We start from the raw sequence: 25939 nt of genomic DNA, 5'->3' as shown, positions 1-25939 counted from the left end.
TTAGTGTGCCTCCAGCCAGTCCTGTATCAGGGCTTGGGTGTCGGGATCGGGACTCAGCGCCAGCGGCATCCCGTCAACGGCGGGGAACAGATCGGAGATGATGACCCGGGTCTCGGCGGGGATCGCGGTATTCGGATCCAGCAACAGCATCTGCTGCTGGGCGAAGCCACTGACCGCCATCCGCTGGAGCTGTTGCTGCGGTCCGGTCAGGTACAGCTCGCCTTCGTGCAGCGCATCGCGGGGCACGACCCAGTAGGGCTGCGGCCGCCCCTGCAGCTCGACCTCCATGTACATGCCGTCGATCAGCGGTGGCTTGATGCCGGGCTGGATCTGCTGGTACGGATCTTCCACCCCGATGATGACGCCGACAGTGCGCGAGACCGGATCCAGATTGCTGCTGAAACGCTCCACCTTGCCGTTCCAGCTGACCGGCAGCTCATCGCCGGCCAACCGCACCCTGGCGCTAAGCCCCAGTCGTTGCAGCAACCCGCTGGGATCTTCGCCGCTGTCGAACAGCGCTTTCATCTCGTTGGGCTTGAGATCGAAGCCCCGCGCCAGGAAGCGGATCTTGGCCAGCGGGAACTGGGCGTTGATCAGCACCTTGTTGATGGTCTGGGCCGAGAACAGCGAAGCGCCCTGGCCGACAAACTGGTTGGCCTCGACCGACAGACCGGCGATGCGGGCATTGAAGGGCAAACGGATCTGGGTGCGCTGCAGGTTCAATTGCTGGGTCTGAACTTCGGCTTCGGCAATCTCGATCTGCGCTTCCAGCACCTCGGTGGTGTGGGGCATCACATCGAGCTGGTTCTGCAGGGTCTGGACCTCCTGTTGGGTCTGCAGTACCGCCGAGCGTTGGTTGTCGACACTGGATTTTGCTACCGAGCCCCGGGTCAGTAGCTTCTCGAACCGTACCAATTCAGTCTCGGCCAGCTGCAGCTTTTGCTTGGCCAGTTGCAGGTCCTGCTCGGCATCCTTCAGGGCCAGCTGTTGCTCGGCCAGATTGGCGCGATTCTGGGCCAGGGTGGCGGTGGCCTTTTTCAGCGCCAGGCGGTAGTCGCTGTCATCGATCTCGATCACCAGCGTATCGGCGGGCAGGATCACCCCTTTCTTCAACTGCGGATGTACATAGCTGACCTTGCCGGCGATCTCGGCGCGCATATCGAGCAGCACGTCCGGGGTAACCGAGCCAAAGCCGATCACGCTGGGTCGGACATCATGGCGTTGCAGCTCAACGGCACGGGCCGGGGTCGGCGGCTGCGGTTTGGCCTGATGCTCCATTACCGGCTGACTCTTGATGATCGCTACAGCAATCGCCGCTCCCAGCACGATGACCAGTGGCAGCACCCAGACGCGCCCGAGCAGGGGACGACGTTGATTGGCTGGGTTCATGGGCGGGCTCCTTCGGTAAACAGTCGGTAGATATGGTCGCTCCAGGACGAGGAGGGCAGCACCGAGTCGTCGATCTGCCAGGCCTGCTGGCGAACCGGGGTGACGATAAACGGCATCATGATCAGACTGACCAGCGAGAACGCGGCCCATTTGGGGTCCAGATCGGCGCGCAATCGGCCAGCTTGTTGTTGGGACGCAATCAGTGTCGGCAACAGAGTCGCCATCCGCTTGGGGCCTGTTTCGATGATCGCCTGTTTCAGCGCGCTGTCGCCGGCCAGCATCTCATCGGTGATCAGCCGGATCAGCGGCGGGTGTTCGGCAAAGAACTGCAACGAGGCTTCGATAAAGGACCGGATCGGGTCGGGAGCCTCCGAGAGTCGCTGGAAATGGCTGAAGCGTTGGTCGGCGATCTGTTTCAACATCGCCAGAAACAGCCCCTGCTTGTCGCCGAAGTAGTATCGGATCATCGCCGACTGGGTGCCGGCCTGGGTGGCCAGGTCGCGAATGGTGATGCTGCGGTAGCTGTTGTCGCGCAACAGCTCGTAGGCCGCATCCATCAGGTCTTGGCGGCGCTGGTGCTGCAGTTCAGGGTCAACCGGGCGGCCACGCTTGGCGGGAGAATTGTCTTGAGGTGCTGTCATCTCAATTTAATTACTCAGATGATTAATAAATTAATGCTACTCCGTGTGACGCTAATTGCAACCACGCTAATGTAAAGTTGGGTAAAAGGATCAAGCGCCGATTTTTGTCGATGTTTCTGTGCGGAGCTTGAAGCGCTGTTATTGAATCGGACGGAGGCGGGATAACGTGGGATAATCGCCGTTTGCCCGTCACAGACTTGGATAACCCTTTTGAGCAACGCCGATTTTTCCTCCCTGCCCCTGAATCCCAGCCTGATCGAAAACCTGGCTTCGCTGGACTATCACCGGATGACCGATATCCAGGCTCGCAGTCTGCCCACCATCCTGGAGGGCAAGGACCTGATCGCCCAGGCCAAGACCGGCTCGGGCAAAACCGCCGCCTTTGGGTTGGGACTGCTGCAGCACTTGGAGGTGAAGCGCTTCCGGATTCAGTCGCTGGTGTTGTGTCCGACTCGGGAGCTGGCCGACCAGGTGGCCAAAGAGTTACGACGCCTGGCCCGCAGTATCCATAACATCAAGGTGCTGACCCTGTGCGGCGGGATGCCGTTCGGGCCGCAGATCGGCTCGTTGCAGCACGGTGCCCATATCGTGGTGGGCACGCCGGGGCGGATCGAGGAGCACCTACGCAAGGGCACCCTTCGGCTGGATGACCTCAACCTATTGGTGCTGGATGAGGCCGACCGGATGCTCGACATGGGCTTTCAGGATGCGCTCGATGCGATCATCGCCAATACACCCAGCGATCGCCAGACGCTGCTGTTCAGCGCCACCTATCCCGACCAGATTCGCGCCATCGCCCAGCGGGTGATGCAGGATCCGGTGATGGTCAAGGTGGAGGATCGACACGACGACAGCACCATCGTCCAGCAGTTGTATCGGGTCGAGGATGACGAACAGCGGTTCACCGCGCTGCGACTGTTGCTGTTGCAGACGCGCCCCGAGTCGGCGGTGGTGTTCTGCAACACCAAGCGCGAGGCCCAGCAACTGGCCGATAACCTGCACGGCTACGGATTCAGTGCGCTGGCGCTGCATGGTGATTTGGAGCAGCGCGAGCGTGATCGCACCCTGGTCCGGTTCGCCAACAAGAGTGCCACGGTGCTGGTGGCCACCGATGTGGCGGCCCGTGGTCTGGATGTCAGCGGCCTCGATGCGGTGATCAACTACCAGGTCGCCAACGACTTCGAGGTCCATGTGCATCGGATCGGACGCACCGGTCGGGCCGGCAACCAGGGTCTGGCCTGTACTCTCTACAGTGATCGTGAAGAAGCCAAGGTGGTCGGCTTGCAGGCCTATCTGGATCAGGATATTCCCACCGCACCGCTGCCGCCGTTGGCGCTGCTCGATCAGGAACCGGCCAAAGCGGCGATGGTGACGCTGCAGATCGATGGCGGCAAGAAGCAGAAACTGCGTCCGGGCGATATTCTCGGTGCGCTGACCGGCCAGGGCGGCATCGACGGTAATCAGGTCGGCAAGATCCAGATCTTCGCCAACTGGTCCTACGTGGCGGTGAAGCGAAACTCGGTCAAAGCGGCGATGAAGAAACTGGGCGAAGGCAAGCTCAAGGGGCGTAACTTCCGACTGCGCCGAATTCGTTGAGTGAAAGACACCGGGACTTGAGCATGAAAAAGATCGCCCTGTTCGTCGATGTGCAGAACATCTATTACACCTGTCGCCAGGCCTACGGGCGGCAGTTCAACTACCGCGAGCTGTGGCACCGGCTTAGCCGTCAGGGCGAGATCCAGATCGCCAACGCCTACGCGATCCACCGCGGCGATGAACGGCAGCTGAAATTCCAGAACGCGCTCAAAGCCATCGGTTTCAATGTCCGCCTCAAACCCTACATCCAGCGCAGTGATGGTTCCGCCAAGGGCGATTGGGATGTGGGGATTACCATCGACGTGCTCGATGCCGCCAGCCAGGTGGATACCGTGGTGCTGCTGTCCGGTGATGGCGACTTCGATCTGCTGCTGGATCGGATCCGGCGGGTCGATGGGGTTAACACCCAGGTCTACGGTGTGTCTTCATTGACCGCCAATTCGTTGATCGAGGTGGCAGGGGAGTTTGTTCCGATCACCGAGGAATTGCTGCTGACGTAATTGGGCATAGTTGATGAGCACGAGCATAGACGAGTGTGAAAAACACCACTGCGATGCCTTTTGACACGGTGATTGTGCCTTTGGTCGAACCGGTACATACGCTAACCGGGGGCGCTGCCAGTATGCCGTTTTTGGTTCTCCAAAGTATTTAGGTTTTTTCAAATTCCTAAGCTGGATTAACTGTCTGACACTTTTGGTAAACTCTTGGTTGCCTGAAGCGACCTGGCATGTGCACAAATTTAATAAGGAAGTTACGATGAAGCTGCACCTCAACAGTGAACTTGCGTCAACTTTTTCTTTGGCGGCGCAACAGAACGCCTACCCACTATTAAAACGAGTTCTCGTATCAGCACCTGCTGCAAGTGAGAGTGAAAACCCAACCCCCGTTACTGATATCCGGGTACGTCTCACCAGCGATCCCATCTTCTTTGAGCCTGAAGAGTGGTTAATAGATCGTCTTGACGCAGGACAGTCCACGAAGCTTCAAGATAGACCGTTAAGGCCGCATTTCAATAAGTTGTCGGGGCTCACGGAAGAAATGTTGGTTCAGCTGACGTTCGCGGTATCTTATATCGATAGTGACGGACAGACACATGAGTTGTCGTCTCATCATGAAGTCAGCTTTTTGCCAGCGGATTATTGGGGTGGTGAGTCTCGCCAATCTGAACTGCTAGGAGCATTTGTTCAGCCCAATATTCATTCAGTTGAAGCGCTAACAGCTAAGGTTGCACAAGGGTTGCGTAGTGCAGGGCAGAATAGCGCAATCGATGGGTATCAATCCAATACGCGCGAGAGACCGTTTTTATTTGGTAGCGCACTATGGTCAACACTTTTTAACGAGCGTCTGATCTACTTGTCACCACCTAATGGATGGGCAGAGCGTGGGCAGCGTATTCGTCCTGCCGCCGATATATTGGAGCATAAGACCGCAGCCTGTCTCGATACTTCGGTCCTATTTGCTAGTTGCCTCGAAAATATGGGGTTGAATCCTGTCATCGCATTAACAAAGACACATGCCTTCGCAGGCTTCTGGTTGATTGATGATTGCTTCCCTGTACTTACCAATGACGACCCGATTGATCTGCGTAAACGCATGGATATGTCCGACATTGTGATGTTTGAGACAACGCTGGCCACCAACGATACGCCTGTAACATTTAAACAAGCTATTAATCGCGCTAAGACCTTGTTGGAAGAGGATCAGGAATCTGAGTTCGTGATGCTGATTGACATCAAGCAGGCAAGAGCTCGTCGAGTGAAACCAATAGGATCTATAGAAGATAAGCTCGCAGCGGATGCAGGTAACGAAGGCAAAGATGCTATGTCAGGAGTGACTATCGGCATAGGCGCTCCACCTCCTCTACCGCCGGTGCGTGGCGATGATCGTGTATATGAAGAGACCCCAGAAACTCGCGTCGATATGTGGCAGCGTAAGCTACTGGATTTAACAAAACGTAACCCGTTGCTCAACGTGAAAAGCTCCGCTCTCAAGCTTTTCTGTCCTGATCTGGGCACGCTCGAAGATATGCTCGCAGCCGATCAGACCTTTAGCTTTATCGCAGCAGAAGAAACACCGCTCGTTGAAAAAGAACGTAGTACAGAGGCATTTCGCCTTAGTACGGGCGAGGACTTACACAGAGAGTTTGCGCTGCAGCAGCTCAACAACAAAAAACTCATCGTTAACGACACGGTGAGACGCAAAGATACGAAGCTCGTTGAACTCCTTCGCAAAGCTAAGAATGATCTGGAAGAGGGTGGCACAAATACGCTATTCCTAGCGATCGGTATGCTTCGCTGGAAAGAAACACCGGAGAGCGAAAAAACATTCCGCGCACCGCTAATTATGCTACCGGTTAAGCTTGAGCGTCGTAGTGCACAGGCTAATGTAAAGATGCGTCAGCTTCCTGATGAAGAGCCGATCTTTAACCTGACACTTATTGAGATGCTTCAGAGAGATTACGACATTAATCTTGATCGACTGCGTAACGAACTCCCCGAAGACGAATCTGGGGTGGATGTAGAAGGTATCTGGAATATTGTTAGAGCAGCGATCCAGGACCAGCCAGGATTTATTGTTGTTGAAGAGATTGTTCTTGGTTCGTTTTCATTTGCGAAGTACCTCATGTGGAAAGATCTTCGCGATCGCACCGAACTACTCAAACAAAGCCCGTTTGTAGAGCACCTTGTCGATCACCCATCTGATGCCTATAAGCAGGAAAGTTACTTTGTTGAACGCAATGAAGTGGACGATAAAATCAATCCTGAATCTTTCTACGCGCCGCTTAACTGTGACTCATCTCAAATGGTTGCGGTGGAGGCCTCGTCCCATCCACAAGACTTCGTACTTGAGGGGCCGCCGGGCACGGGTAAGTCAGAAACCATTGCAAACATCGTCTGTCACAACTTGGCGTTAGGGCGGAAAGTACTCTTTGTGGCCGAGAAGATGGCCGCGCTCCAGGTTGTTTACCGCCGTATGGAAAAGGTCGGACTAGCTCATCTGTGCTTGGAGTTACATTCGAACAAAGCAAACAAAAAGTCAGTGCTTGATCAGTTAGGGGCGGCATGGACGAGGCGAGAAAGTGCTACTCAGAGTGACTGGATAGCGAAGGCGCAGAAGCTAGAGAAAGTCCGTCACGGACTGAATAGCTACGTGGCAGAGCTTCATCGCCGTCATGCGCTAGGCCTATCTGCCCGTGACGCAATGGCACGGGTAGTACGTTTCTCGTATGAGCATCCGTTACGCCTCGAATGGCCTGAAGATCAAAGCCAAGCACCGGTCAGAACAGAAGCAGATCTCGATCCATACTTGGAAACCGCAAGGGAGCTGGGCATAGCCTTTGGAGAGGTCGAGGATTTTGATCCTGCCAACTTCGAATCGATCGTTCAGCAAGATTTTTCAAACCAGTGGCGCACCTCAGTTGTCGCGTTTGCGAACCGGATGCATGCAGCGGTGAATAAAGCGCGAGCAAGTGTTGAGGCCTTACTCGATGCGCTCGAGACGCCGCTGGAGCACATATCACCAGCTAAGCTAACACAGCTTTCGGGGTTGGCTGAATTGTGTGATCTTACGATGAATGGCGATGTCGATTTTGCGCTTCAGGGGGGAGGTCCGTCTCGTGTTAGCGCATTGAGCGATAGTATCTCCCTGCATACCAAACTGCACGATCAGATCAGAGAGTTTGGTCATGGCCTTAAATGGGCGATGCTTGATGAGTGTGAATGGGATCAATGGATTCAGCAGCGTAATGAAGCGACGGGCCTCTTCGGTTTTTTGAAGCGTCATGGCCTACGAAAAGCAATGCGTGCCAAAGGGCTTGAGAAGATCGCAGATCTAGGGATTCTTGAGTCGGCAGTCGCTGCGCGCGAAACGCTTAAGCAGCTTAAAAGTACTGCTGCAGAGCTCGAAGGAATACCGGTGTGGTCTGGAGTGGATTCAGATCCTCAGCAACTCAATAGATCGTTTACGAACGGATCCCGTGCGCTTGAACTTTTCAAGACGTTTGTCGGATCGTTTGCGGATCCAACACTTCCGGTCGTTACACTACGCCGCCATTTAATCGACGGTCGAGACTTCCTATCCGATAGCTCCCAGATCGTGGTGTTGGCTCGTCGTGTTGCCGAGGACGCAACGAGCATCGCTGCTCTTAATGAAGAAGCTAAAGCACTAAGAATTGCGATTAATGCTGATGATGATTTTAGCAAAATCGCGACGGACTTCAGTGTTGTGGCGGATCAGAGTGAACGATTGAGCCGTTGGTGCCGTTGGTTGGCGGCTAAGAAACACGCGACTGAGTACCAGCTTGAGCCACTGTCGATGATGCTGGAAACACGCGTGATTACGCCAAGAGCTTGCGAGGACAATGCAATGACTGCGTTGTGTGTATGGTTAGCTCCGAAGCTGATTGATCAGAGTCCTTCCCTAGTTCAATTCGCGGGTGCGTCACATGAATCCACCATTGAGATGTTCCGTGAGCTTGATGCTGATGTCTCCGCTACAACTGCCGAGTATATTGTGGCTAAGACAGCTGGTAGCGTGCCTGATCGCAATGCCTCTGATACACCAGCAGAGTATGGTGTACTCGCACGCGAGCTGACAAAGAAAACTAGGCACAAACCTGTGCGAGCGTTGGTCAATGAAATGAGATCTGCGCTCACAGATCTGACGCCTTGCTTTATGATGTCGCCGCTATCGGTCGCGCAATTCTTACCTGCTGATTTTGCATTTTTTGATCTCGTGGTATTCGATGAGGCCTCTCAAATCACCACTTGGGATGCTGTTGGTGTGATCGCGCGTGGCAAAAATGTCATTGTCGTCGGCGATCCGAAACAGATGCCACCCAGCAATACATTTGGGCGTAAAGAGGAAGAGGACTCGGACGAAGGTGACTTAGAGTCCATATTGGATCAGGCACTAGCGGCTCGTTTACCGCATCTTCGTTTAACTGGGCACTACCGTAGTCGCCATGAAACGCTGATTGCTTTCTCTAACTCGCACTACTACGAGAATCAGCTAACTACCTTCCCGTCGGCGGAAACGAAAGCAAGCGCAGTAACGCTGCACCGAGTGGACGGCGTGTATGCTAAAGGTCGTGGTCAGACTAATGCTATCGAGGCTCAAGCTGTAGTCGCAGAAGTCATTCATCGTCTCACAGCCATGCTTAATGGCGCGCCAGAACGTTCGATGGGGATTGTTACAATCAACTCACAACAGCAGCGTTTGGTTGAGGATTTAGTTGACGAGGCACGCCGCAAAAATCCCGAACTCGAACGTTTCTTTACTGCAACGGATACCTACGATCCATTGTTTGTTAAGAACCTAGAGTCGGTTCAGGGTGATGAACGTGACATAATCATCCTATCTCTGACCTATGGCCCGACTGAGCCTGGTGGTCGCACGATGAGCATGAACTTTGGCCCTTTGAATAAACAGGGCGGTGAGCGCCGATTGAACGTTGCAGTGACACGTGCAACGACAGAGGTGCTAGTTTTCTCCAGCTTCGATTCATCTATGGTAGACCTGTCCCGTACACAAGCGACGGCGGTAGAACACCTTAAAAACTATCTTGAGTTCGCTGAGCGCGGACCAATTGCTTTGGCTGAGTTTAGCTCCGCGAACTACGGTGTGGACCAGTTCGATTCTGACTTTGAGCTGTCGGTTGCCATGACGCTTCGTGAGAAGGGGTGGAAGGTTCAGACACAAGTGGGGGTATCTAAATTCCGCGTGGATCTGGGTATTGTTCATCCTGATAAACCTGGTGAATACCTCGCAGGTGTTGAGTGTGACGGTGCCACCTACCATGGTTCGCCATCGGCAAGAGACCGTGACCGTGTGCGTCAGGCGATCCTCGAAAACTTAGGCTGGCGCATTGTTCGCTTGTGGTCTACTGACTACTTCCAAGAGCCGGAATATGCGATGAAGAAGCTTCAAGAACGTTTGGAGGCGCTGTTGGCAGAGGATCGTGAAGCTATGAACATTGCAGAGGCAGAGGCCATACCAGCTTCCGAGCGTGAACTGATAGGAGGGGCAGTACAGGAATCTTCAAGTGAGCTCAATGCTGATGCTAGTGATGCTGTTTCCCAGGTTGTAAATGAGCTTGAAATCCCAGGGGAAGAGCGTTTTGCGCAAGTCCAGCGCCAAGAACCGCAGCGCGAGCTTTTGGGTGATCTATGTTCAACTGAAAATGACGTGCTTACAGACCTTCCAACTTACGACAAGGATCGCTACTTTCACCCGGATCACCGGATAAATCTGAGTGCATTGGCTAAGTCCATATTGGAGCGTAAAAATGGGATTACGCTTCATGAGCTGACTCTTGATATTGCTCACAAGCATGGGTTGAATCGTAGCTCTCGCAAGCAGCGGAAGCATCTGCGTGATGTGATTAAGGGATGGGCAGGCTTTTGGCGAGAGGGTGAGGAGAAAACAACTGTTTGGCTATCTCCGGATGATGTATGCGATGAGATTTCTTGGCGCGGCCTTTATGCCTTTGGTCTTGAGCGTGACTGGAAGGAGTTGTGTTACCAAGAGCAGAAAGGTGTCGCACGTGCAGCACTTGCTGCGAAGCCCAAAGACCCGGTCGATTGGCTTTTCACCGAGTTTAAGATCGGTCGTCGTCATAGCTCCACGACCGAGGTTTTTCAGAATTGGATCGAGAGAATCCATAGAGTGTGATCTTTCAGAGAATGGCGGGCAATCAAGAAATTTCTATTGGGTTTCATAATGCTAGGGTATGGGCTTTGCCATGGTTCCTAGGTGCAAGAAACCCAGTAGATAAAAACGCTGTTGAGATGACACTCTAGTGGCACAAATGGATTGTGTGCCGCGGAAACAATAAAGGCCTGCGTTTTGCAGGCCTTTAAAGATGGTACCAGAGGCCGGACTCGAACCGGCACACCCGTTAAGGCGGGGGATTTTGAATCCCCTGTGTCTACCAATTTCACCACTCTGGCATCAAAGAGCGTGCTATTATAGTCGGCTTTTTTCGCAGGTCAATCGCGCTTTGACGCTGATTCGACCGTTGTTGTTTGAACGTTGCCCGCGATAAGTTGTTGTCTGTCCATGCGTGTTGATGATTTCCATTTTGAACTGCCCGATGAGTTGATTGCCCGGCACCCGGCCGAGCAGCGTACCGGCAGTCGTTTGCTTTGCGTTGATGGTGATTCCGGTGAACTGGTCCATCGGGGCTTTGCCGATATTCTGGCGCTGGTCGAGCCCGGCGATCTGCTGGTGTTCAACGATACCCGGGTGATTCCGGCGCGGATGTTCGGTAACAAGTCCACCGGTGGCAAGATCGAGATGCTGGTGGAGCGGGTGGTCGATGCCCATAACGCGCTGGTCCATATTCGCTCCAGCAAGGCCCCCAAGCCCGGCGCCGAGCTACTGCTGGAAGGGCAGTTGGAAGCCGAGGTGACCGGTCGCCAGGGGGCGCTGTTCGAGGTGCGTTTTAAGGGTGAACGCTCCCTGCTGAGCTGGCTCGATGAGATCGGCCATATGCCGCTGCCACCTTATATGGATCGCGAGGACCACGAGTCTGACCGGGAGCGCTACCAGACCGTCTACAACCGGGTCCCCGGTGCGGTGGCGGCGCCGACCGCTGGACTGCACTTCGATGACTCCCTGCTGCAGGCCTTGCGCGACAAGGGGGTTGAGCTGGGTTTCGTGACCCTGCATGTGGGCGCGGGAACCTTTCAGCCGGTGAAGGTCGAAACCGTAACCGAACATCAGATGCACTCGGAATATATCGAGGTGTCTGAGCAGGTGTGCGAGCAGGTTCGGGCTTGTCGTGACCGCGGCGGCCGGGTGATCGGCGTCGGCACCACCAGTGTCCGCTCGCTCGAAAGTGCGGCGATGAAGCACGGTGGTGAGCTGGCCGCCTATAGCGGTGAGACCGATATCTTTATCTATCCCGGTTATGAGTTCCGGGTGATCGATTGCCTGGTGACCAATTTCCACCTGCCGCAGTCGACCCTGCTGATGCTGGTGAGCGCCTTTGCCGGTCAGCAGCATATATTGAACGCCTATCAGGAGGCAGTACGGCAGAAGTATCGTTTTTACAGCTATGGGGATGCGATGTTCCTGACTCGGCGCCGCAGCGCGGGCTAAATTCGCTAATACGTCGTTAAAAGTCGGCTCAAAATGCTCATGTACCGATCAGTACACTCCGCTTTTTCGCCGGCTTTTGCCTAGCCTTAGCGCATTTGTCTTCGCGCTGAATGCTAGCTTGAATTAAGAATTTGCAAGATTGATGGAGTCCTCAGTGACCAGAAAATGTTTTATGGATTACGAGCTGCTGGCGACCGACGGTAAAGCCCGTCGCGGGCGCCTGAGCTTCCCGCGTGGTGATGTCGAGACCCCGGCGTTTATGCCGGTCGGCACCTATGGCACCGTTAAGGGGATGCTGCCACGGGATATCGAGGAATCCGGTGCCCACATTATCTTGGGCAACACCTTCCACCTGATGCTGCGCCCCGGTACCCAGGTGGTGCAGGAGCACGGCGATCTGCACGATTTCGTCCAGTGGAAGGGCCCGATCCTGACCGACTCCGGCGGTTTTCAGGTGTTCAGTCTTGGCGCGATGCGCAAGATCACCGAGCACGGGGTGAAGTTTCAGTCGCCGGTGGACGGTTCCAAGGTGGAGCTGACCCCGGAGCGCTCGATGGAGGTTCAGCGTGAGCTGGGCTCCGATATCGTGATGATCTTCGACGAATGCACCCCGTACCCGGCCACCGAGCAACAGGCCGCCGAGTCGATGCGGCTGTCGCTGCGTTGGGCCAAGCGTTCCAAGGACGCCCACGGTGACAATCCGTCGGCGCTTTTCGGGATCGTCCAGGGCGGTATGTACGAAGCGCTGCGCGACGAGTCGCTGGCCGGGCTGACCGAGATCGGCTTTGACGGCTACGCCATTGGTGGTCTGTCCGTGGGTGAGCCCAAGGACGAGATGATGAAGGTGCTCGACTATACCACCCCGAAGATGCCGGAGGACAAACCGCGCTATCTGATGGGTGTCGGTAAGCCGGAAGACCTGGTGGAAGGGGTTCGTCGCGGCGTCGATATGTTCGACTGCGTGATGCCGACCCGCAATGCCCGCAACGGCCATCTGTTCACCTCCGAAGGGGTGATCAAAATTCGCAATGCAACACACCGTCACGACACCCGGCCGCTGGATCCGGAGTGCGACTGCTACACCTGTCAAAATTTCAGCCGCGCTTATCTGTATCACTTGGACAAATGCAAGGAGATGCTGGGCGCACAGCTCAATACCATCCACAACCTGCGCTACTACCAAAACCTGATGAGCGGATTGCGAAGCGCCATTGAACAGGGTAAATTGAGCGACTTTGTAACCGATTTCTACCGCAAGCGCGGTCAAGACGTTCCCGCGCTAGCGCAGGATTAAGAATCCGTATTTTCAGGAGCAATCAATGAGCTTTTTTATCTCTCCCGCCATGGCGGAAACCGGTGCCGCCGGCCCCGGTGGTGACCTTTCCGGCCTGATCTTTCTGGTCGGCTTTGCGGCGATCTTCTACTTCATGGTTTGGCGCCCGCAAAGCAAGCGTGCCAAAGAGCACAAGGCATTGGTTGCCGATCTGTCCAAGGGTGATGAGGTAGTAACCAGCGCTGGCCTGCTGGGCAAGGTCACCAAGATCGACGAAGACTACGTGGTACTGAGCGTATCCGACAACGTCGAGCTGAAGTTCCAGAAGATGCACATCGCCGCCGCGCTGCCCAAAGGTACCATCAAGGATATCTAAGCCGACGTGTTGTAGTGAGTCTTTCATAAAACGCCACCGCCTCCGGGTTGTGGCGTTTTGTGTTTATTAGTCTGTCTAACAGCATCGGCAATTTTTGCCGGTGTCTGTAGCTTCTAAGCTTCTTATCAAATGGAGTCGAGCGTTATGCTCAACAAATATCCGCTTTGGAAGAATCTACTGATCATCTTCATCTTGGTGATCGGTGGAGTCTATGCGGCGCCCAACCTGTACCCAGACGATTACGCGGTGCAGGTCTCCGGTGCCAGCTCTTCCACTCCGCTTTCACAACAGACCCTCGACCGCGCCCTGAAGGGGCTGGATCGAGCCGGTATCGCCACCAAGGGGGCTGAGCTGCTCGACAAGGGCTTGCTGATTCGGGTCGGCAGTTCCGACGATCAGCTGCGCGCCAAGGCCGCGATCAGCCGTGCACTGGGCGACGACTACGTTACTGCACTGAACCTGGCGGCAACTACGCCGGACTGGCTGACCTCGATCGGTGCCGGACCGATGAAACTGGGTCTGGACCTGCGCGGTGGGGTTCACTTCCTGATGGAAGTGGACATGGCTGCGGCGGTCAAGCAGCGCCTGGACGTCTACGTCAGCGAGATCAAGACCAAGCTGCGTAGCGAGCGGATTCGTTACCGCGGCGTTGATCATAAGGCCGACGGCAGCCTGCTGGTGAAGTTCGCCAACCAGGAAGCGCGCGACGAAGGCTACTCGCTGCTGCGTCGAGACTACAACGAGTTCCTGCTGACCGAAGAGGAGATCGACGGTGAATTTGCCGTGGGGGTCAACCTGACCGAGACCACCGTCCGTCAGATCGAGGATTACGCGATCAAGCAGAACCTGACCACCATCCGTAACCGGGTCAACGAGCTGGGTGTGGCCGAGCCGCTGGTGCAGCGTCAGGGCCGTAACCGGATCGTGGTTCAGCTGCCGGGTGTCCAGGACACCGCCCAGGCCAAGCGGATTCTGGGTAAGACCGCCAACCTGGAGTTCCGTCTCGAAGCGACTCCGGATGCGAGTCGTGCCAGCACCGAATCCTACCCCTTCCGTGAAGAGGGGCGTCCGGATGCGCGGCTGGAGAAAGATATCATTATCACCGGTAGCTCGGTGGCCAACGCCCAGGCTAACTTTGATGAGAACGGCCAGCCGCAGGTGTCGATCACCCTCGATGCCAACGGCGGTAAGCTGATGAACCGGGTCACCCGTAACGCGGTTCAGCGTCGCATGGCGGTGCTGTTTATCGAGCATAAGACCCGTACCCGCTACGTGCAGGAGAACGGCGTCGAAGTTGAGAAGCGGATCCCGTACGTCGAGAAAGAGATCATCTCGCTGGCGACCATTCAAACGGCGCTGGGCTCCAGCTTCCGGATTACCGGCCTGGACGGGGCCGGCGAGTCCTCTGAGCTGGCGCTGCTGCTGCGTGCCGGTGCCCTGGCGGCGCCGATCTACTTCGTTGAAGAGCGGACCGTCGGCCCGAGCCTGGGTCAACAGAACATCGACCTGGGGGTTACCTCGGTCAAGATCGGTCTGGCCCTGGTAGTCCTGTTCATGCTGGCGTTCTACAAGGTGTTCGGTATTGTCGCCAACATCGCACTGGCGTTGAACCTGGCGCTGCTGACTGCGGCGATGTCGATGCTGTCGGCGACGCTGACGCTGCCGGGTATCGCCGGTATCGTACTGACGGTCGGTATGGCGGTGGACGCCAACGTGCTGATCTTCTCGCGGATCAAGGAGGAGCTGAAGAACGGCTTGCCGCCGCAGTCGGCCATCAACGCCGGTTACGATCGCGCCTTCTCCACCATCTTTGATGCCAACATCACCACCCTGCTGGTGGCGGTGATCCTGTTCGCGGTCGGTACCGGTCCGGTCAAGGGCTTCGCCGTGACCCTGTCGCTGGGGATTATCTCCTCCATGTTCACCGCCATCATGGTGACCCGTGCGCTGGTCAACGTGACCTACGGCGGCCGTAAGATCAACAAACTGTCGATCGGTTGGGGGGTGTAAGTAATGAGTACCACAACCATGACTAACGAGGAACGCAGCTTCAATTTCATGGCGCTGCGCAAGGTGATGGCCGGTGTATCGATCGCGGTACTGCTGGCATCGATCCTGTCGCTGTTTATCAACCAGTTGCAGTTCGGCCTGGACTTCACCGGCGGCGCGCTGATTGAAGTCGAGTACAGCCAGGAGAAGCCGCTGGACGAGATCCGCCAGACCCTGGTCGGTGCCGGATACGAGTCTGCTATCGTGCAGACCTTCGGCTCGCCCACCGACATTATGGTGCGGCTGCAGGAAGACCATACCCCGACCCTGGGTGATGATGTGCTGGCGGCGCTGCGCTCCGGTAGCACCGGCAACGTGGAGCTGTTGCGCTCGGAGTTCGTCGGCGCCCAGGTGGGTGACGAACTGCGTGAGCAGGGCGGTCTGGGAATGCTGCTGGCCCTGGCGATCGTGATGTTGTACGTGGCGATGCGGTTCCAGTTCAAGTTCTCGGTCGGTGCGGTTGTCGCCCTGGCCCACGACGTGCTGATCGTGCTGGGACTGTTCTCGATCCTGAAACTGGACTTCGACCTGACCGTACTGGCGGCGCTGCTGGCGGTCATCGGTTACTCGCTCAACGATACCATCGTGGTTTCCGACCGGATTCGTGAGAACTTCCGCAAGCTGCGTAAAGGCTCGTCGGAAGAGATCATCAACGTGTCGCTGAACCAGACCCTGGGTCGGACTTTGGTGACCTCGTTGACCACCTTGCTGGTGTTGATCGCACTGTTCTTCTTTGGTGGTGAGATGATCCACGGCTTCGCCACGGCGTTGATGATCGGTGTGCTGGTCGGTACCTATTCATCGATCTACGTGGCGGCCAACGTGCTGCTGGCGATGAACGTGACCCGCGAAGATCTGCTGCCGCCGGTCAAAGAGGAAGAGGAAGACGATCGTCCCTGATCGGTTTCTGATCTCGCTAAAAAAGCCGGCTTGATGCCGGCTTTTTTGTGCCTGGGCGTTTGCCCTAAAACGCCTGGCTCGGAGGCTCCTTGCCCATCGCCAGCGAGCCGGTAAACAGATGCTGGCGTTTCTCCTGCAACGGGTGAAAGTGGGAGGCCATCACATCCCGCAGCAGGCATTCGATACCGAAGGGGCGCAGATAGCCAGGGCCGCCACAGGCTTCGACGGCTTTGGCGGCGGTTTCCTTGCAGGCCGCCGCGGCAATGGTTTTGCGTTTTACCATCTCGTTGGCAGCGTCCAGATCCGCACTGAAATCGAATTCATTCACCAGTCGGATCATGTCATCGACGGCCAGGTCGGCGGTGGTCAGTGCATTTTCCATCTCTCCCAGCAGATAGGGGGTAATCGGATCGACGCTGTTGCGGCAGCGTTCCCGGGCTTTGTCAGCGGCGGAGGTGGCGATGCCGCGATAGACCGACATGACCAGCGGTAGTGCCACCGGCAGTACGGTGCTCCAGATGGCGTGGTAATCGCCGCGAGGGCGTCGGACCACGACGGACTCTTCGGGGACGAACACGTTCTCCAGCTTGAGGCTGTTTGAGCCGGTGCCGCGCATCCCCATCGGCTGCCAGTTATCCAGGATGGTGACGCCTTCGGCCTTGGCAGAGACCGGGAAATGGAATACCTGCCAGCCATGTTCGGGGTCGTTATAGGGGCCCGAGGTGACGATTACATCGCCTGCCGGCGAGCCGCTGGCAAAGTGTTTCAGGCCGGAGAACAGAAAACCGCCTTCGGTTTTGGTCAGTTCACCGGTGGAGGCGAGCCAGTCCCCGGCGCCGGTACTGATCAGCACCAGCTCGTTGGCGGCTACTTTTTCCAGCAGGGCCTGACCGGGTTTGCCGTTGAGGTAGTTGTAGCGGTTGGCCGCAATAATATGCTGGTGCATGGAGCAGGACAGCGCGGTAGAGGGGTGGTAGCCGGCCAGTTGGGCGAGCATGGCACAGACCTCGCTGTAACGATGACCGCCGCCGCCGAGCTCCTCGGGTACCAGGGCGGAAAAGATCTTCGCTTCTTTCAGCAGGTTGTAGTTGGTGATGGAAAACTGATCGGTTTCGTCGACGGCTCTCCCATTGCCGCTCAGCTCTTCTGCGATCGCAGATAACCGGTCTTCCAGTGAGTTATGCAGGTTCATATGCTGATCCTCCCAGTGGGTGTTGGCAGCAACTGCTTGTTGAGTTTTCATGATAGTCCTCCTCGAGGAATCAGGGCTTGGGGGCATGGGGCCGCTTAGCTGGCCAGCTGCTGGAACTGACCTTCGGCAAACACCAGCGGCTGCTTGTCGGATTGATCGTGGTCCATCACCAGGCCCACCAGAATCAGGTGATCCCCCATCAGCATCGAGCGGTAGTGATGACAGCGCATCACCGCACTGCCGCCGGCCAGCGCCGGAATGCTGTGGCTGTTGTCCAGCTTGATATCCTTAAACTTGTCGATGCCGCGGGTGGCAAAGCGCTGCGCCAGATCGGCCTGCTTTGCAGACAAAACTGTCAACGAGAACCCTTGGCAGTTGGCGAAGGTGCAATAGCTGGCGGCCTTGCGATCGATGCACCAGGTGACCAGTGGCGGAACCATGGAGGCGCTGGTGAAGCTGTTGATGGTCATGCCCACCAGTTCACCTTCGTCGTTTTGCGCAATCGCCACCGCGACGCCGGTGGGGTATTTGCCGAAAGTGCCGCGCAGTGCGCGTGTCTCTTTACTGGGAGTGAGTACTTTGCACATGTCGCCATCTCCTGTTCAGGCCTTCCGGGGGGAAGGTTTGGGCTTTGTTTTGCTACAGAACCAGCGTAGAAAATGGCGCGTTTGCGGAATAGTTCGTAACCTGTAGTAACTAACTACGCGAAATGTAGTAACGAACTATCGTTTGTGTAATTGGGAGCGGTGCGATGGTCTATAACCAGTTTTGCCCCATTTCCAAGGCCATGGAGGTATTGGGTGAGAAGTGGACGCTGTTGATCGTCCGGGATGCACTCTGTGGCAGTACCCGTTTCAATGAGTTTCAGCGAGGGCTGTCCCAGATATCACCAACCGTATTGACCAAGCGGCTCAGCCAGATGGTCGATGAAGGGCTGCTGTTCAAGAAGCGGATTCCCGGTCAGCGGGGCTACGAGTACTTTCCCACCCAGGCTTGCAAAGAGCTGTACCCGGTCATCGAGCAGATGGGGATTTGGGGGATGCATTGGGCGCGCCACCAGCTGACCGAAGAGGATTATGACCTTGAGCTGTTGATGCTGTATCTGGAACGCAGCATTCAGCCGCAATACCTGCTGGGAAACGAGACCGTGATTCGGTTCAACTTCAGTGATGTGAAGGAGTACCCCAGTTGGTGGCTGGTGGTCAGCGATGATCAGGTGGATGTCTGTGTCCACGACCCCGGCAAGGAGGTCGACGTCTACCTGAACTGTTGTGTGCGGGTGATGTGTCAGCTCTGGATGGGCGATATCAGCTACAAGACCGCCATCCATCAGGGTGCGCTGGAGCTGGTCGGACCTAAGCAGTTGACCGGCACGATTCAGCAGTGGATCAAACCGAGCCTATGGGCGGGGTTGCAACCGGCCAGCGATATCGTTTCCTAATGGCTGGTCACCGGGTTTAGTCAACGAGAGGGAACACCCCGGAGTTGATTGTCGGATGGGCCGAACTCGGGCTGGTTCGGTGCAACACGAGTTGATGGCATTGGTTGAACGCTATAAAGCGGCGCAGTTCTTTGGCCAAGGCGGCGGCAAAGCCATCGAGCTGCTTCAGACCGGGCTCCAGGGCCAGATGCCGGATATGCAGCCGCCCTTCCCGTCGTTCGGCCTTGCAGTCCATTCGTGCCACCAGTTTTCCATCCCACAGAATCGGCAGCGAGAAATAGCCGAAACGGCGCTTGGCGGCGGGCAGATAACACTCGATCTGGTAATCGAAGCCGAACAGGGCCAGCGTCCGTTGGCGTTGGATCAGCAGGTTATCGAACGGCGATAGAATCTTCAGCTTGCTGCGGGCCAGGGGTTTGTCGAGTAACGACAGGGCGTCGGGCAGGGCCACATAGGGCTGGCCGGCAACCTGCAGCGACAGCAACTCGCCGTCGGACAGCATCTGCTGAACACGATTGTTGATCCGTGATTTGATGTTCTTCAACAGATACGCGATCTCACTCGCCCGACCCAGGCCGTTAGCCTCCAGATAGCGGCGGATCAGAAAACGTTCATGGGTTTCGGGATCGGGCAGGCGGGTATCGACACCGTTGGGCAGTACCCGTTCGGTCAGATCGTAGACCTTATGAAAGTTGCTGCGGTGGGCCACCATCAGTTCGCCCTGCATAAACAGGGTTTCCAGCGCCTGCTTGGCGGGCTTGCTGTTCCAGTCGCCGGGCTTCGGTTTTACGTTGCTCTTCGCCGCTTGCTCGAAATCCCTGGCCATCAAGGGACCATCGATCCGGATTCGATCCAACACCTGCTGCACCAGCTTCGGCTCGGGCCGGTACCAGTGATTCTGCTCGCCGCTGGCGATTGCCTGCTTGCGCGGAAGACTGAAGCGGTAATCCCGCATCGGCAGATACGAGGCGGCGTGGGACCAGTACTCGAACACCTGCCCGGATCGAAGCAGTTTATCCAGCTGCTCGGGTTGGTAGCCTGGAGCGCGGTTCCATAGCGTGTGGTGGTGGGCTCGTTGGATCGCCGAGATCGTATCGATCTGGATATAGCCGAGTCGTTCGATCGCCGACAGGGTGGCATCGATAGCGCGCCATTTCGACGTTGTCGGGGGCAGGCGCTGCGAGTGCAGGATGAGCTTTCGTGCCTGGGGCAGCGACAGGGTTTCGGTCATGGCGAAAGAGCCCGGTTGAATCGATCGGATCGGCCAAGGCAAACGCAGAAGCGGATCAAGACAAAGCTGTCGGTGGGTGAGCCACCCGAATAATGCGGGGGATGGCTCACACTGGACGGTTACGGGTCTTGGATCAGTTGACGGTCGAAAGCATGTAGTCGACCGTTGCCTTCACGTCAGCATCGCTCAGGGCCGGATTGCCGCCCTTGGCCGGCATCGCGCCCCTGCCATTGATCGCGGTGTTATAGATCGCCTCGATACCGGTGGCCAGGCGAGGCTCCCAAGCGGCCTTATCACCCAGTTTCGGAGCACCGGCCAAGCCGGTGTCGTGGCAGCTGAAGCACAGGCTTTTGTAGGTGGATTCACCGCTGGCGGCAGCCGGTGCGACTTTCTCAGACACACTGGCGACCATCTCGGCGGCTTTGTCCTCCGCTTTCTCCATGGTGTCGGCGGCTTGTTCTTTGATGTCGTCGGCCATCTGTTCGGCCTTGTCGCTCATCTGTTTGGCGGTGTCGGTCGCCGCCTCGACTGCGTTCGACATATCCTCTTTGACCTGTTCAACCACCGGCTTGGCAGGTTCCGGTTGAGGAGCGGCTTGGGTGGCGGGTTTGGGGGTGGCTGCTGGCGTCGAAGCCACCTGTTTGTCTTCGCCACAGCCTACCATCAGCAGGGCGGTTACCGCGGAAATGCAGAGTAAAGGGGTTTTGCTGGCCATCGATCTAACCTCGTGGTGATATTTATCAATAGTGTATCGGATTGAGGTCAGCGTAGAGAGCTTTAGATGAATCGGCTCTGAATATGATGTTTGGATTGCCCAGAGGGCAGAGTTACGCATGGGGTTTGGGCTTACCCGGTCAGCAGCATTTTCACCGCAACTGCCAGCAAGGCCAGAATCAGCACCGGTTTGACCAACTTGGCCCCCTGGCTGATCACCATATTGGAGCCGATCCGGGCGCCGATCGCCTGGGCAACCGCCATCCCGATCGCCAGCTCCCAAATCAGTTGACCGTTGCCGATAAAGATCAACGCGGCCGATGCGTTGCTGATCAGCACCAGCGGTTTGGCGTGGGCGGTGGCGCTGCGGGCGTTGAGTCCCATCAGTCCGATCAGGGCCAGAGCAAACAGCGAGCCCATGCCGGGGCCGAAGAAGCCGCCGTAGAAGCCCAGGCCGGTGCAGGCGATCAGGTCGAACTGCAGTGGTGTCAGTCGGGGCTTGGCGTCTTCGTCGCTCAGGCGTGGGGTGAACAGGGTGTAACCGGCCAGAAGAAGTAGCAGCCAGGGAATGATCAGCTCCATCTGCTGGTTGCCCAGCCACTGCACGCACTGGGCGCCGGCGACGCTGCCGACCAGTGCGCAGGCCAGTCCACGACGCAGACGGCGGAAGTCGATAAAGCCCTTGCGGTAATAGTTGAGGGTGGAGGACAGGGTGCCGAAGATGCTCTGGAACTTGTTCACCGCCAGGGTCGGTAACGGCGGGATGCCGAACCACAGCAGCGCCGGTACCGTGATCAGTCCGCCGGCACCGGCGATGGAGCTGATAAAGCCGGCAACAAAGGCGATGGCGATAAGAATCGGTAGTTCCATGGCGAATTAGGATCTGTTGAAGTACCAAAAAGGCGGCAAAGTTTAGCAGTTTTGAAGTTAATTAACGCTAAAGTGCTTCAAAACAATCTGTTGGCGTTGTTGTGGTTGGTTAAATCGGCAACAATGCGCCACACTTTTATAACCGCCTGCCGAAGTCTTCAGGGCTACGGCGGTTAAGGCCGTTGCACTCCGGCGGCGGTTTACCAATCCCAACATGAGACCTGCTATGAGCCGTGATCCCTACGCTGACCGGGAAGCGAAGAAATATGACAACCCGATCCCCAGTCGCGAGTACATCCTCGAACTGCTGAAAAAGGCGCGGCGGCCGATGTCGCATCCGCAGCTCAGCACCGAGCTGGGACTGGTGTCGGACCAGCAGACCGAGGCGTTGCGGCGTCGACTTCGGGCGATGGAGCGCGACGGTCAGCTGGTGCATACCCGCCGCGGCGGGTACGGCCTGGCCGATAAGATGGACCTGCTGGCTGGGCGGGTGATCGGCCATCGCGATGGTTACGGTTTTCTGAGTCCGGATGATGGCTCGGACGATGTGTTCCTGCATAACCGCCAGATGCGCAAGCTGTTTCATGGCGATCGGGCGATGGTGCGGGTCTCCGGTGTCGATCAGCGCGGCCGTCGTGAAGGCAGTGTGGTCGAGGTGCTGGAGCACTGTACCCAGCAGTTGGTGGGACGTTATGTCGATGATTTCGGGATCGGTTATCTGGTCCCGGAGAACAACAAGATCAGCCAGGACGTGGTGATTGCCGACGAGGATCGGCTCGGGGCCGAAACCGGCCAGTACGTGCTGGTGGAGTTGCTGGTGCAGCCCAGTAAGGGGCGCCCGCGAGCTCGGGTGGTTGAGGTGCTGGGTGAGCAGATGGCGCCGGGGATGGAGATCGAGGTGGCGATCCGCAACTACGATATTCCCCATCAATGGCCCGATGCGGCGACGGATGAAGCCAATAGATACGGCGCCGAGGTGCGCGAGCAGGATAAGCAGCATCGAGTGGATCTGCGGGAACTGCCGCTGGTCACCATCGATGGTGAAGATGCCCGTGACTTCGATGATGCGGTCTACTGTGAGGCCAAAAAAGGTGGCGGCTGGCGTCTCTACGTCGCCATCGCCGATGTGTCTCACTATGTCCGCCCCGGCTCGGCGCTGGACCAGGAGGCCCGCAATCGCGGCACCTCGGTCTACTTCCCCCAGCAGGTGGTGCCGATGCTGCCGGAGGCGCTGTCGAACGGGCTCTGCTCGTTAAACCCTAATGTCGACCGGTTGGCGATGGTGTGCGAGATGACCATCAGCGCCAAGGGCAAGCTCAGCGGCTATCAATTCTACGAGGCGGTGATCCGCTCCCAGGCGCGACTGACCTACACCCGGGTCGGTGCGCTGCTGGATGAGCCTGAGTCAGCAGTGGCGCAGCAGTTGACTGCGGAACATCCGGACATCGTGCCACACCTGTACGAGCTGTTCTGGCTCTACCAGGCCTTGCGCGGAGCCCGCGATGAGCGCGGTGCGATCGATTTCGAAACCACCGAGACCCGGATAGTATTCGGGCCGGACCGCAAGATCGATCAGATCGTGCCGGTGGTGCGCAACGATGCCCATAAACTGATCGAAGAATGCATGCTGTGCGCCAACGTGGCCACCGCCCGCTTCCTGGAAAAGCTGAAGATCCCGGCGCTGTACCGGGTTCACCAAGGGCCCAAGACTCAGAAGCTGGAGAATCTGCGCGCCTATTTGGGTGAGCTTGGTTTGAACCTTCCCGGCGGCGAGAAACCGACGCCCGATGATTATCAGCAGTTGCTGCAGCAGGCCGAAGGGCGCCCCGATGCGGCGTTGATTCAAACCATGATGCTGCGCTCGCTGTCGCAGGCGGTCTACACCCCGGACAACGAAGGCCATTTCGGGCTGGCCTATTCGGCCTACGCCCACTTTACCTCGCCGATCCGGCGCTATCCGGATCTGCTGGTCCACCGGGCGATCCGCTCGGTGATCCTGGATAAGGGCGGCTTGATGGGGCGGGTCAAATCGCTGCTGAGCAAGAGCGCCAAGCCGCCGGTTCGACGGGTGGACGGCGCGCCTCGGGCCGATGCCGCCAAGGTCTACCCCTACGACCTGGCGGCGATGATGGAGCTGGGTGAGCACTGCTCGTTGACCGAGCGCCGTGCCGACGAAGCGACCTGGGATGTGCAGGCCTGGCTCAAGTGCGAATACATGCGCGATCATATCGGCGACGAGTTCGACGGCGTGGTTAGCGCGGTGACCGGGTTCGGCCTGTTTGTCGAGTTGCAGGGGATCCATACCGAAGGCCTGATCCATGTGACCGCGCTGCAGGGGGATTACTATCACTTCGATGCCGCCAAGCAGCGCTTGACCGGTGAGCGCACCCGGGTGACCTATCGTCTGGGTGACGAGCTGCGGGTCCGGGTGGTCCGGGTGGATCTGGATGAGCGTAAGATCGATTTCGAGCTGGTGGAGACCTTCAGCAAGAAGAAGGGCCGCAAACAGGACCGTCGAGCACCGCGCAGTTTTGGTGCCGACGCCAAGAGCGGTTCGAAGCCCGGTTTTCGTGGAGGATCTAGAAGCGCCAGCGGCGGCTCTAGAAGTGGCAACGACGGCTCCAGAAGTGCCAAAGGTGGGCCTAAACGGGGCGCCAAGTCGGCCGGGAACGGCGGAGCCAGCAGTGCGGCGAAAAAGCGCCGTCGCTAATCATTAAGGGCGCTGCTAACTAGCAGCGATCTGATACAGCTGCAGTGCATGTTCAAATCGCAGGCCGATATAGCCTGCGATGCACAGTAGTAGCAGCGGCCATAACCACACAGGCCAGCGAATCGGCTGGCGGTCGAAGCGGCTGTAGCTGAGGCGGATCAGGCCGGCGACCGTCAGGCCCAGCAGCAGACCACCGACGATATCGCTGAACCAGTGAACGCCCAGGTAGAGGCGCGACATTGCCACCGCCGAAATCGGCAGCAGGGTGGCGGCATAGCACAGCCAGCGTCGCCGGTAAGGCCAATGTTGGGCGATAAAGGCAGCGAGCAGGCTATACCAGAGCGTGGTGGCGCTGGTGTGGCCCGACGGGAAGCTGTAGGAGTGCAGTGGCTCCAGCAGCACCTGCGGACGTTCCGTCACAAAGCCGTTCTTGGCCAGCGTATTGAGGCTCAACACCGCCAGGATCGCCACCAGCCAGTGAAGCGCGGCGATCCGTTGCTGCTGGGCGGTCAGGCTCAGGGCGATCACCAGACACAGTCCCCCCAGTAACCAGCCATCGCCGAGCAGGGTAATGGTGATAAATCCGTGATCGAGCATATCGGTTCTCAGCAGCTGGCTGAGCTGGTGCAGACCGAGATCGAGCGGTGCCAGGGGGTTGCCCAGCACGACCGACAGGCTCAGAAGTGCGAAGCCGATCAGTGCAACACCAGCCAGCAGGGCCGAGGCCAACGGTAACTCGTGGCTGCGGGGGCTGCGCAACGGTTCCAGTTGCAGGCTGCGTCCAAGTCGCCGGTGATGCGGGTGTGCCGGATGTAGCCAGCGGTGTAGGCCGAAGGCGACTAAGGGTATTAGCAGTAGCAGCCCCAACAACAGCAGGTTCAGCATTCCATTACCACCGAGGTTGCTAAGCTCGGGCAGGGTCTCTCGGCCCAGTTTGCCGAGCAGATAGCCGGGCAGGATATAGAGCGGGGCCCACAGCAGCGCCGATGCCAGGTTGATAGCGATAAAACGTGGCGGTGCCATCTGCAGCATACCGGCGACAAACGGCAGCACCGGCCGGATCGGTCCGACGAAGCGGCCGATGGCGACGCTGTAGCCGCCGTAGCGTTGAAAAAATTGCTCGCCCCGCGTCACCCAGTCCGGATACCGGTTGAATGGCCAATGCCGCAGGGCGGGTTGATGGGCGTATCGGCCCAGCGCAAAGCTGAGCAGGTCGCCGGCGATGGCGCCGAGCATGGCGGCCAGCAGGCAGAGGGTCAGGTTCAGTTCGGCGCTGCCGGCCAGCAGGGCCAGTGCGTACAGCACGGCCACGCCGGGGACGATCACGCCGATCAGCGCCAGGGATTCGACAAAGGCGCTGAGCCCGATCGCCATCAGGGTCCAGTGGGGGTGTTGATCAAGCCAGTCGATCAGAATACTGAGGGTTTCGGACATGCTCTATAGATGTCATGGCT

Annotated in this window: 18 protein-coding genes and 1 tRNA gene; 10 read left to right on the top strand and 9 right to left on the bottom strand. The window is 57.5% G+C overall.

Annotated features, from left to right (window positions below; genetic code table 11):
• Both ACO05M_RS01690 and ACO05M_RS01685 read right to left on the bottom strand, forming a co-directional pair.
• Positions 1-1389, bottom strand: coding sequence for an efflux RND transporter periplasmic adaptor subunit (locus tag ACO05M_RS01690; RefSeq protein WP_421866984.1), 1389 nt, complete (start codon positions 1387-1389; stop codon positions 1-3).
• Positions 1386-2030: a TetR/AcrR family transcriptional regulator gene (locus ACO05M_RS01685; protein ID WP_421866982.1), complete on the bottom strand. Its 645-nt coding sequence runs from the start codon at positions 2028-2030 to the stop codon at positions 1386-1388. Before ACO05M_RS01685 ends, ACO05M_RS01690 begins: the two co-directional genes overlap by 4 nt.
• 210 nt (positions 2031-2240) lie before the next feature.
• On the opposite strand from ACO05M_RS01685, the gene dbpA reads away from it, so the two are divergent.
• From dbpA to ACO05M_RS01670, 3 genes are all read left to right on the top strand, one after another.
• Positions 2241-3626 carry an ATP-dependent RNA helicase DbpA gene (gene dbpA / locus ACO05M_RS01680; protein WP_421866980.1) on the top strand — a complete coding sequence of 462 codons (1386 nt, stop codon included), beginning with the start codon at positions 2241-2243 and terminating at the stop codon, positions 3624-3626.
• Positions 3627-3649: 23 nt separating this feature from the next.
• Entirely contained in the window at positions 3650-4126 is a 477-nt protein-coding gene (locus ACO05M_RS01675; RefSeq protein ID WP_421866978.1) for an NYN domain-containing protein, read from the top strand.
• A gap of 256 nt (positions 4127-4382) precedes the next feature.
• Entirely contained in the window at positions 4383-10298 is a 5916-nt protein-coding gene (locus ACO05M_RS01670; protein ID WP_421866976.1) for a DUF4011 domain-containing protein, read from the top strand.
• A 191-nt stretch (positions 10299-10489) separates the two neighbouring features.
• Here the strand turns inward: ACO05M_RS01670 and ACO05M_RS01665 are convergent.
• Positions 10490-10576: transfer RNA gene (locus tag ACO05M_RS01665), tRNA-Leu, on the bottom strand.
• 109 nt (positions 10577-10685) lie between these two features.
• On the opposite strand from ACO05M_RS01665, the gene queA reads away from it, so the two are divergent.
• The 5 genes from queA (at position 10686) to secF (ending at position 16327) form a co-directional block, all read left to right on the top strand.
• Positions 10686-11729, top strand: coding sequence for a tRNA preQ1(34) S-adenosylmethionine ribosyltransferase-isomerase QueA (queA, locus tag ACO05M_RS01660; protein WP_421866974.1), 1044 nt, complete (start codon positions 10686-10688; stop codon positions 11727-11729).
• 172 nt (positions 11730-11901) lie between these two features.
• On the top strand, positions 11902-13023 hold the full coding sequence (gene tgt / locus ACO05M_RS01655; protein WP_421870625.1) for a tRNA guanosine(34) transglycosylase Tgt: 1122 nt from the start codon (positions 11902-11904) through the stop codon (positions 13021-13023).
• Positions 13024-13048: 25 nt separating this feature from the next.
• On the top strand, positions 13049-13378 hold the full coding sequence (gene yajC / locus ACO05M_RS01650; protein WP_114697005.1) for a preprotein translocase subunit YajC: 330 nt from the start codon (positions 13049-13051) through the stop codon (positions 13376-13378).
• Positions 13379-13522: 144 nt separating this feature from the next.
• The gene (gene secD, locus ACO05M_RS01645; RefSeq protein ID WP_421866972.1) at positions 13523-15388 is read left to right on the top strand and encodes a protein translocase subunit SecD; all 1866 of its coding nucleotides are present in this window, start codon (positions 13523-13525) and stop codon (positions 15386-15388) included.
• 3 nt (positions 15389-15391) lie between these two features.
• Positions 15392-16327: a protein translocase subunit SecF gene (secF, locus tag ACO05M_RS01640; RefSeq protein WP_421866970.1), complete on the top strand. Its 936-nt coding sequence runs from the start codon at positions 15392-15394 to the stop codon at positions 16325-16327.
• A 64-nt stretch (positions 16328-16391) separates the two neighbouring features.
• On the opposite strand, the gene ACO05M_RS01635 is transcribed toward secF, so the two are convergent.
• Entirely contained in the window at positions 16392-17570 is a 1179-nt protein-coding gene (locus tag ACO05M_RS01635) for an acyl-CoA dehydrogenase family protein (RefSeq protein ID WP_421866968.1), read from the bottom strand.
• A gap of 44 nt (positions 17571-17614) precedes the next feature.
• Positions 17615-18106, bottom strand: a complete 492-nt coding sequence (locus ACO05M_RS01630; protein WP_421866966.1) for a flavin reductase family protein — start codon at positions 18104-18106, stop codon at positions 17615-17617.
• A 164-nt stretch (positions 18107-18270) separates the two neighbouring features.
• On the opposite strand from ACO05M_RS01630, the gene ACO05M_RS01625 reads away from it, so the two are divergent.
• A complete protein-coding gene (locus ACO05M_RS01625) occupies positions 18271-18960 on the top strand; it encodes a winged helix-turn-helix transcriptional regulator (RefSeq protein WP_421866964.1) in 690 nt (229 codons plus the stop codon).
• 16 nt (positions 18961-18976) lie between these two features.
• On the opposite strand, the gene ACO05M_RS01620 is transcribed toward ACO05M_RS01625, so the two are convergent.
• The 3 genes from ACO05M_RS01620 to ACO05M_RS01610 all read right to left on the bottom strand — a co-directional run bounded on the left by ACO05M_RS01620 (position 18977) and on the right by ACO05M_RS01610 (position 21775).
• Entirely contained in the window at positions 18977-20191 is a 1215-nt protein-coding gene (locus ACO05M_RS01620) for a winged helix-turn-helix domain-containing protein (RefSeq protein WP_421866962.1), read from the bottom strand.
• A 133-nt stretch (positions 20192-20324) separates the two neighbouring features.
• Positions 20325-20906 carry a c-type cytochrome gene (locus ACO05M_RS01615; RefSeq protein WP_421866960.1) on the bottom strand — a complete coding sequence of 194 codons (582 nt, stop codon included), beginning with the start codon at positions 20904-20906 and terminating at the stop codon, positions 20325-20327.
• A 131-nt stretch (positions 20907-21037) separates the two neighbouring features.
• The gene (locus tag ACO05M_RS01610) at positions 21038-21775 is read right to left on the bottom strand and encodes a TSUP family transporter (RefSeq protein ID WP_421866958.1); all 738 of its coding nucleotides are present in this window, start codon (positions 21773-21775) and stop codon (positions 21038-21040) included.
• Positions 21776-22001: 226 nt separating this feature from the next.
• Between ACO05M_RS01610 and rnr the strand changes: the two genes are divergently transcribed.
• The gene (gene rnr, locus ACO05M_RS01605; RefSeq protein ID WP_421866956.1) at positions 22002-24485 is read left to right on the top strand and encodes a ribonuclease R; all 2484 of its coding nucleotides are present in this window, start codon (positions 22002-22004) and stop codon (positions 24483-24485) included.
• Positions 24486-24500: 15 nt separating this feature from the next.
• Here the strand turns inward: rnr and ACO05M_RS01600 are convergent, their stop codons facing one another.
• Positions 24501-25919, bottom strand: a complete 1419-nt coding sequence (locus tag ACO05M_RS01600; RefSeq protein ID WP_421866954.1) for a bifunctional DedA family/phosphatase PAP2 family protein — start codon at positions 25917-25919, stop codon at positions 24501-24503.
• Positions 25920-25939: the final 20 nt, after the last annotated feature.

It is taken from the genome of Motiliproteus sp. (assembly GCF_965230735.1).
Lineage (GTDB): Bacteria > Pseudomonadota > Gammaproteobacteria > Pseudomonadales > Balneatricaceae > Motiliproteus.
The sequence above is the reverse complement of the archived record's forward strand: the minus strand, read 5'-3'. Positions and strand labels throughout refer to the sequence as shown.

Excerpts from the sequence above, each read along its gene's own strand:
- tgt (WP_421870625.1), top strand. The coding sequence starts at position 11,902 with ATGGATTACGAGCTGCTGGCGACCGACGGTAAAGCCCGTCGCGGGCGC.
- ACO05M_RS01630 (WP_421866966.1), bottom strand. The coding sequence starts at position 18,106 with ATGTGCAAAGTACTCACTCCCAGTAAAGAGACACGCGCACTGCGCGGC.
- ACO05M_RS01675 (WP_421866978.1), top strand. The coding sequence starts at position 3,650 with ATGAAAAAGATCGCCCTGTTCGTCGATGTGCAGAACATCTATTACACC.
- ACO05M_RS01600 (WP_421866954.1), bottom strand. The coding sequence starts at position 25,919 with ATGTCCGAAACCCTCAGTATTCTGATCGACTGGCTTGATCAACACCCC.
- yajC (WP_114697005.1), top strand. The coding sequence starts at position 13,049 with ATGAGCTTTTTTATCTCTCCCGCCATGGCGGAAACCGGTGCCGCCGGC.
- ACO05M_RS01690 (WP_421866984.1), bottom strand. The coding sequence starts at position 1,389 with ATGAACCCAGCCAATCAACGTCGTCCCCTGCTCGGGCGCGTCTGGGTG.
- ACO05M_RS01615 (WP_421866960.1), bottom strand. The coding sequence starts at position 20,906 with ATGGCCAGCAAAACCCCTTTACTCTGCATTTCCGCGGTAACCGCCCTG.
- rnr (WP_421866956.1), top strand. The coding sequence starts at position 22,002 with ATGAGCCGTGATCCCTACGCTGACCGGGAAGCGAAGAAATATGACAAC.
- ACO05M_RS01670 (WP_421866976.1), top strand. The coding sequence starts at position 4,383 with ATGAAGCTGCACCTCAACAGTGAACTTGCGTCAACTTTTTCTTTGGCG.
- queA (WP_421866974.1), top strand. The coding sequence starts at position 10,686 with ATGCGTGTTGATGATTTCCATTTTGAACTGCCCGATGAGTTGATTGCC.
- ACO05M_RS01685 (WP_421866982.1), bottom strand. The coding sequence starts at position 2,030 with ATGACAGCACCTCAAGACAATTCTCCCGCCAAGCGTGGCCGCCCGGTT.
- ACO05M_RS01635 (WP_421866968.1), bottom strand. The coding sequence starts at position 17,570 with ATGAAAACTCAACAAGCAGTTGCTGCCAACACCCACTGGGAGGATCAG.
- secD (WP_421866972.1), top strand. The coding sequence starts at position 13,523 with ATGCTCAACAAATATCCGCTTTGGAAGAATCTACTGATCATCTTCATC.
- secF (WP_421866970.1), top strand. The coding sequence starts at position 15,392 with ATGAGTACCACAACCATGACTAACGAGGAACGCAGCTTCAATTTCATG.
- ACO05M_RS01625 (WP_421866964.1), top strand. The coding sequence starts at position 18,271 with ATGGTCTATAACCAGTTTTGCCCCATTTCCAAGGCCATGGAGGTATTG.
- ACO05M_RS01610 (WP_421866958.1), bottom strand. The coding sequence starts at position 21,775 with ATGGAACTACCGATTCTTATCGCCATCGCCTTTGTTGCCGGCTTTATC.
- ACO05M_RS01620 (WP_421866962.1), bottom strand. The coding sequence starts at position 20,191 with ATGACCGAAACCCTGTCGCTGCCCCAGGCACGAAAGCTCATCCTGCAC.